General features: G+C 60.0%; 11 protein-coding genes and 2 tRNA genes. 4 read left to right on the forward strand and 9 right to left on the reverse strand.

Annotated features, from left to right (window positions below; all coding sequences use genetic code 11):
* Positions 1-66: 66 nt before the first annotated feature.
* Together ACR0FG_RS11295 and hisF are read right to left on the reverse strand one after the other, a co-directional pair.
* Positions 67-384 carry a phosphoribosyl-ATP diphosphatase gene (locus tag ACR0FG_RS11295; protein WP_480893035.1) on the reverse strand — a complete coding sequence of 106 codons (318 nt, stop codon included), beginning with the start codon at positions 382-384 and terminating at the stop codon, positions 67-69.
* Entirely contained in the window at positions 381-1,142 is a 762-nt protein-coding gene (hisF, locus tag ACR0FG_RS11300; protein WP_480893037.1) for an imidazole glycerol phosphate synthase subunit HisF, read from the reverse strand. The genes ACR0FG_RS11295 and hisF overlap by 4 nt, the downstream gene beginning before the upstream one ends.
* Positions 1,143-1,260: 118 nt before the next feature.
* On the opposite strand from hisF, the gene ACR0FG_RS11305 reads away from it, so the two are divergent.
* A complete protein-coding gene (locus tag ACR0FG_RS11305; protein ID WP_480893039.1) occupies positions 1,261-1,707 on the forward strand; it encodes a DUF302 domain-containing protein in 447 nt (148 codons plus the stop codon).
* A 1-nt stretch (position 1,708) separates the two neighbouring features.
* On the opposite strand, the gene hisA is transcribed toward ACR0FG_RS11305, so the two are convergent.
* Positions 1,709-2,428, reverse strand: coding sequence for a 1-(5-phosphoribosyl)-5-[(5-phosphoribosylamino)methylideneamino]imidazole-4-carboxamide isomerase (gene hisA / locus ACR0FG_RS11310; protein ID WP_480893041.1), 720 nt, complete (start codon positions 2,426-2,428; stop codon positions 1,709-1,711).
* A gap of 134 nt (positions 2,429-2,562) precedes the next feature.
* On the opposite strand from hisA, the gene ACR0FG_RS11315 reads away from it, so the two are divergent.
* The gene (locus ACR0FG_RS11315; RefSeq protein WP_480893042.1) at positions 2,563-2,964 is read left to right on the forward strand and encodes a DUF2147 domain-containing protein; all 402 of its coding nucleotides are present in this window, start codon (positions 2,563-2,565) and stop codon (positions 2,962-2,964) included.
* Between the two features lie 4 nt (positions 2,965-2,968).
* Here the strand turns inward: ACR0FG_RS11315 and hisH are convergent, their stop codons facing one another.
* Positions 2,969-3,607 (reverse strand): imidazole glycerol phosphate synthase subunit HisH, encoded by a 639-nt coding sequence (gene hisH, locus ACR0FG_RS11320; protein ID WP_480893044.1) that lies wholly within the window; start codon positions 3,605-3,607, stop codon positions 2,969-2,971.
* Positions 3,608-4,195, reverse strand: coding sequence for an imidazoleglycerol-phosphate dehydratase HisB (gene hisB / locus ACR0FG_RS11325; protein ID WP_480893046.1), 588 nt, complete (start codon positions 4,193-4,195; stop codon positions 3,608-3,610).
* 154 nt (positions 4,196-4,349) lie between these two features.
* Between hisB and ACR0FG_RS11330 the strand changes: the two genes are divergently transcribed.
* Entirely contained in the window at positions 4,350-4,589 is a 240-nt protein-coding gene (locus ACR0FG_RS11330; RefSeq protein WP_170710251.1) for an Lrp/AsnC ligand binding domain-containing protein, read from the forward strand.
* On the opposite strand, the gene ACR0FG_RS11335 is transcribed toward ACR0FG_RS11330, so the two are convergent.
* The 3 genes from ACR0FG_RS11335 to ACR0FG_RS11345 form a co-directional block, all read right to left on the reverse strand.
* Positions 4,586-5,452, reverse strand: a complete 867-nt coding sequence (locus ACR0FG_RS11335) for a GNAT family N-acetyltransferase (protein ID WP_480893048.1) — start codon at positions 5,450-5,452, stop codon at positions 4,586-4,588. The genes ACR0FG_RS11330 and ACR0FG_RS11335 overlap by 4 nt on opposite strands.
* 82 nt (positions 5,453-5,534) lie before the next feature.
* Positions 5,535-5,609 (reverse strand) — tRNA-Gly (locus ACR0FG_RS11340).
* 33 nt (positions 5,610-5,642) lie between these two features.
* A tRNA-Gly gene (locus tag ACR0FG_RS11345) sits at positions 5,643-5,717 on the reverse strand.
* 148 nt (positions 5,718-5,865) lie between these two features.
* On the opposite strand from ACR0FG_RS11345, the gene ACR0FG_RS11350 reads away from it, so the two are divergent.
* A complete protein-coding gene (locus tag ACR0FG_RS11350) occupies positions 5,866-6,018 on the forward strand; it encodes a hypothetical protein (protein ID WP_480893049.1) in 153 nt (50 codons plus the stop codon).
* Between the two features lie 14 nt (positions 6,019-6,032).
* Here ACR0FG_RS11350 and ACR0FG_RS11355 read toward each other — a convergent pair whose 3' ends face one another.
* Entirely contained in the window at positions 6,033-6,416 is a 384-nt protein-coding gene (locus ACR0FG_RS11355; RefSeq protein WP_480893051.1) for an MAPEG family protein, read from the reverse strand.
* Between the last annotated feature and the right edge of the window lie 156 nt (positions 6,417-6,572).

Here is a 6,572-nt window from a genome sequence, read left to right on the forward strand (position 1 = left end):
GCGCGCCCTTTGCTGATGCAATCCGAACCCGGATTATAGCGGGCGATTCCAGCGCGCGAAACCCGCTTACCCTTTGGGCCGCGCCGCCTTTTCCGCGATCCCGCTGGTACCCTGACGACGGGCCAGTTCGTCCAGCACATCATCCAGCGCCACATCGCGCGCAGCCAGCATGACCAGCAGGTGATATAGCACATCCGCAGCTTCCGAGGTCAGCTTCGCCCGATCCCCCTTGGCGGCTTCGATAATGGCCTCGATGGCCTCTTCGCCGAATTTCTCGGCGCATTTTTCTGGGCCCTTGGACAGCAGCTTGGCGGTCCAGCTGCTGTCAGGATCCGCACCCTTGCGGACCTCAATCGTTGCGGCCAGATCGTGCAGAATGCTCATGTCAGCCTCATCGGAATGCCTGCGGCGGCCATATGTTCTTTGGCCTCGCGGATGGTAAATTCGCCGAAATGAAAGATCGAGGCCGCCAGCACCGCGCTGGCCCCGCCCTTGGTCACGCCTTCAACCAGATGGTCCAGAGCGCCGACGCCGCCCGAAGCAATCACCGGCACGTCTACCGCATCGCTGATCGCGCGCGTCAGCGGCAGATTGAAACCGGCCTTGGTGCCATCGCGATCCATCGAGGTCAGCAGGATTTCCCCCGCGCCTTTTCCGACCACTGTGCGGGCAAACTCCACTGCGTCGATCCCTGTGGGTTTGCGCCCGCCATGGGTGAAAAGCTCCCATTTGCCGGGGCTGACGGTTTTGGCGTCGATGGCGCAGACGATGCACTGGCTGCCGAACTGGTCTGCCGCTTCCGCAATCACATCCGGGTTCGCCACAGCGGCCGAGTTGAAGCTGACCTTATCCGCCCCTGCCAGCAACAGCGCGCGCACGTCATCTTTGGTGCGGACCCCGCCGCCCACGGTCAGGGGCACAAAACACTGTTCCGCCGTGCGCTGAACCACGTCGAACATGGTGCCCCGGTTTTCATGTGTGGCGTGTATATCCAGAAAACAGATTTCATCCGCTCCGGCAGCGTCATAGGCCTTGGCCGATTCCACCGGATCGCCCGCATCGCGCAGACCTACGAAATTGACGCCTTTGACCACGCGGCCATCGGCAACGTCAAGACAGGGAATGATGCGGGTTTTCAGCATGTCGGCGTCCTTTGTTGGCGCACCTCTACCGGCAAAGCCCCGCCGATGCCAGACTTGTGATTGCCAGTTCTCTCAAACCTGTGAAAACTGTTCCTAAATTCATCAGGAGATCAATGGGATGCGCAAACTCATTTTGACAACGACCTTCATTCTTGCAGGAGCTTCCGCCGCAATGGCCGACGACATCATCAAGGTACAAACCGAAAAAACCGTCCCACAAGTGCTGGACGCGCTTGAGGCCGCCGTCGGTAATGCAGGCGCCACCGTCTTTGCCCGCATCGACCATGCGGCAGGCGCGCAAAAGGTCGGCACGCCGATCCGGCCCAATCAAGTGCTGATCTTCGGCAACCCGAAACTGGGCACCCCTGCCATGCAACTCGACCCCCGCGCAGGGCTGTTCCTGCCCCTGAAAGTACAGGCCTACGAGGATGAGAACGGTCAGGTCTGGCTGGCCTATGAAGACCCGAAAGAAACGATGGACGATTTTGACGAGGTCGAAAAATCCCCCGTCATCGAGAAAATGCGCGGCGCATTGGCGAAACTGACCGCCGCTGCCGCGCAATAACTCAGCTCAGGGCGCGAATGGCCTCGGCCAGGTCAATCGCGCCATCATACAGCGCGCGGCCTGAAATGGCTCCGTCCAGTTCCACACCGCAATCGCGCAGGGCGATCAGGTCGTTCAGCGAGCTGACGCCGCCCGATGCGATCACCGGAATTGAAACCGCTTGGGCCAGCGCGGCTGTGGCCTCGATATTCGGGCCTTGCATCGCACCGTCGCGGTTGATGTCGGTATAGATGATCGCCGCCACACCCGCGTCCTCGAAGCTGCGGGCCAGATCGGTGACCTGCACGTCGGTTTCCTCGGCCCAGCCTTTGGTGGCCACCATGCCATTGCGGGCGTCGATACCTACGGCGACCTTGCCGGGGAATTCCCGCGCCGCCTCACGCACCAGATCGGGATTCTCGACCGCCACGGTGCCCAGAATCACCCGCGCCAGCCCCTTGTCTATCCATGTCTCGATCGTGGCCATATCGCGGATGCCGCCTCCCAATTGCGCAGGCACGTCGCAGGCGTTCAGAATCGCCTCGACCGGGGCGGCATTGACCGGCTCACCTGCAAAGGCGCCGTTCAGATCGACCAGATGCAGCCACTCGCACCCGGCCTCGACAAAGGCGCGGGCCTGCGCGGCGGGGTCTTCGTTAAAGACGGTGGCCTTGTCCATTTCACCGCGCAGCAAGCGCACGGCGTTGCCGTCTTTCAGATCGATAGCGGGGTAGAGGATCATGTCGGGCGGCCCTATATCACTGTTACACGCGCCGGATATTGCACAGGCAGGGCAGGGGCGCAACGCGACGCAAAGTCAGTCTTGCCCGGTGACACAGGGCAGGTCAGACTGACCACAAATACAGGGAGATAACCATGAAGACATATACTCTTGCAGCAGCGTTTGCCGCGCTGGCATCCGCAGCCTTTGCTGCAGATCCGGTGGATGGTCTGTGGAAGACCGCTCCGGGTGACACGGGCGGCTATCTGCATGTGTCCATCGCCGAATGTGGCAGCGCCATCTGCGGCACCATCGACAGCGCATTCGATGCCGATGGCAACCAACAGCTGGAATATGAGAGCCTTGGCAAACAGATCATCTGGGACATGGTGCCCGAAGGCGACGGCAGCTATGGCAACGGCAAAATCTGGGCCCCGGATCGCGACAAGACCTACAAGTCAAAGATGACGCTGGACAGCCAGAACAAGCTGACCGTCAAGGGCTGTGCTGCAGGGGGCTTGATCTGCCGCGGACAAGTCTGGACCCGCGTGCAATAGCACCTCAGGGCGTCCAGGTCAGGAAGTTCCCGATCATCCGCAGGCCGACATCCTGACTTTTCTCGGGATGAAACTGCATCCCGATCATCGTGTCGCGGCCGATCACGGCCGTGACCTCTTGCCCATACTCCACATAAGCCAGCCGCTGCGCCGGGTCGGTGACGCGGAAATGGTAGGAATGGACAAAATAAGCGTGATCACCCGATGTCACGCCATCAAAGACAGGGTGGTCGCTTTCCAGCACCAGATCGTTCCAGCCCATATGTGGCACCTTCAGCGCCGTGTCTGACGGCTCGATCCGAACCACATCCCCGGCAACCCAGCCCAGCCCGTCGGTTTTGCGGTATTCATGACCCTTGGATGCCATCAACTGCATCCCAACGCAAATACCTAGAAACGGGCGGCCCTTCTGCTCGACCGCCTCGACCATCGCGTCATAGATGCCCTTGTGCCCGCGCAATTCGGCGGCACAGGCCGGAAAAGCACCGTCACCGGGCAGCACCAAACGATCCGCCCGCGCCACAACATCCGCATCCGAGGTCACAATGACCTCACCCGCACCCACCTCGCGCGCCATGCGCTGAAACGCCTTTTCGGCGGAATGCAAGTTGCCGCTCTCGTAGTCGATAATGGCGGTGAGCATTTACAGCGCGCCCTTGGTCGACGGAATCGCATCCGCCTTACGCGGGTCGGTTTCGACCGCATCGCGCAACGCGCGGGCGACGGCCTTGAACGCGGCTTCGGCGATGTGGTGGCTGTTGAACCCGTGCAATTGGTCGATATGCAGCGTGATGCCGCCATGGGTGGCCAATGCCTGGAAGAACTCACGCACCAACTCGGTGTCGAAATTCCCGATTTTCTGCGTCGGCAAGTCCACGTTCCAGATCAGGAATGGACGCCCCGACAGGTCCAGCGCGCACCGTACCTGTGCGTCGTCCATGGGCAGGTGGCATTCTCCGTACCGGCGAATACCCTTCTTGTCACCCAAGGCCTGCGTCAACGCCTGACCCAGCGCGATGCCGGTATCCTCGACCGTATGGTGATCGTCGATGTGATAATCGCCCTTGGCCCGGATCGTCATGTCGATCAACGAATGACGCGCTAGCTGGTCCAGCATGTGATCAAAGAAGCCAACGCCGGACTGGTTGTCATACTGGCCGGTGCCGTCCAGATTAACCTGAACCGAGATCTCGGTCTCGGCGGTCTGACGGCTGATCTTTGCGCTGCGCATGGGCGAATTCCTTTTGCTACAGGGGCGCTTATAGACGCGGACGGGCGGCCTATCCAGACCGCTTTCAGCCTCTGCAGCAAACTGTTGCAGGGGATTGCACCTGCGCGCGCACCGTGCCAGCCTGCCAGCAACTCAAATCAACAAGGTCCGGCCCATGTCCACCTGCGTTTTCATCCAGATCCGTTGCAAACCCGGCTCCACCTACAAAGTGGCCGAAGACATCGCCCTGCGCGAAATCCATTCCGAGCTTTATTCCACCAGCGGCGAATATGACCTGCTGCTGAAACTCTACATCCCCGAGACCGAGGATGTGGGCCATTACATCAACGAAAACCTGCTGGTGATTCCCAATATCGAACGATCCCTGACGACAATGACCTTCAAGGCGTTCTAGCCCAGCTCAAACGTCGTCACGCCGAATATCCGGTCCAGATCGATATCCGGCTGATGATCGGAATACATCCGCGCGGTTTCAAACACCTTCTCAAGCCCCAGCGCATCCGCCAGCGCAAAGGCGGCGGTGTTCGGCTGCGGCATGTCGATGAACACCTCATGGGTGGCGTGATCGTCGGGGATGGCTTGCAACACCGAGGCCAGCAAGGCCTGCGCAATCTCGGCGCTGTCCGCAAACAACGGCCCGATCTTGTACCCGCTCTGGCATGGGCGCAGCGTCGCATAACCTTTGATCCTGCCATTCTCGGCATATACTCTTGAAACGTGGCTGAAAGCGCTCAGCCAGCTTTCCAGAAACAGGTCGCGCGCGGCGGGGAACAACGCGCGATCATACGCTTTCAATGCGTCTGACGCATCGGTCAGATCCGAGACATCGCTGTTTGGCGTGGTCCCGAGCTTGGCCAGAATCCCGCGCTTTGTTCCGCCAAAACGATAGTTGTTATAGGCGAAAGTGAACCCGGATTTGCGATAATTGTCCTGTTGCTCGACCACCCCATCCAGACCCATATTGCGGCCCTTGCAATGGGCCAGCGCATGGCCTGCGATTTCAAGCCCGTGACCGTGATGGCGAAACTCGGGCTTGACGATGTAGAACCCCAAAAATGAAAATGCATCATCATAGTTCACCGCCGAGACTGATGCGATCATTTCGCCATCCAGAAACCCGCCCAGAAACCCGTCGGGGTCCGTCGGGCGAAAGCACTCGGCGTCATGGACACCCGGATTCCACCCCTCGCGGCCCGCCCAATCGACGGCGTGCTGCACTTCGGCGGCGGTGAGAGGGCGAATGACATAGTCCGACATGAGCCTGGCCTCGCAATCTGAATTGCACCCAGCATGGCTGAAGCCCACCAAAAGAACCAGCATGTTCGGAAAGGTCGGTATCTGGAGCGGGCGAGGCGATTCGAACGCCCGACCCTAACCTTGGCAAGGTTATGCTCTACCCCTGAGCTACGCCCGCATCAGATACTATGTCGGTCCAAAGACCTCTCAATGGAGCGGGCGAGGCGATTCGAACGCCCGACCCTAACCTTGGCAAGGTTATGCTCTACCCCTGAGCTACGCCCGCGCCGTTGAGTGAGGCGTGAAGTATAAATTCTGGGGCCAAGCTGCAAGAGGAAAAACGCAGAAATCTGAAAATTCTTTGCGACGGAACTGCGTCTGTCGCCCGTTCAAAGGGTATTGCGATACAAATTGACAACAACACAGGTGAGGTCATGGCGAGGGTGGAAAATGTTAAAATGATGGCGCTGGCCGCGATGATCGTGCTGGCCACGGCGCTGTGCGAGGTGGATCGTGACAGGGTCGGGCAGGTTGATCCGGCCCCAATGCCCGCCACCGAAATCAAACCGCGTGTTCTGGTCGGGTAGGTCGGCGCGCGCGGTTAAAGTGCCAGAACAAGACCCGTCAGCGCGGCAATCAGAATCGCCAGGAATGTCAGCCCCATGCCGATCTGGCGCAGGATGATGGTCTGCGGCGTACGCCCGAACCCATAGGCGTGCAGCACCCGACCAGCCAACAGCATCAGGCCCAGCAGGTTCACCAACCAGCCAACTGCGCCCTGCAGCTCGACCATGGCGATCAGCAGCAGACCAAAGGGCGCATACTCGGCGCAGTTCGCCTGTGTCCGCATCGCCTTGATCATCGCCTTGTTATCGTGATCCCCGACCGAAATTTTCTCGCGCCGGCGGCAACGAATGACATTCAGGCACAGCGCGACATAAAGAAAGGCGATCAGCGCAGCATAGATCGGTGTGATGGTCAGCATGGGGCCTCCGGTTGCAGCAAAGGCCGCGCAGTTGCCCGCGCGGCCCTGTTGGCCTTGATTGATACCCGCCTTATTCCAGTTCGATCAACAGGTCCTTGGCGTCAATCTGTCCGCTGGGCTGAACATGGACGGCCTTGACCACCGCGTCGCGTTCGG

The sequence above is a fragment of the Ruegeria sp. E1 genome, from assembly GCF_056534225.1.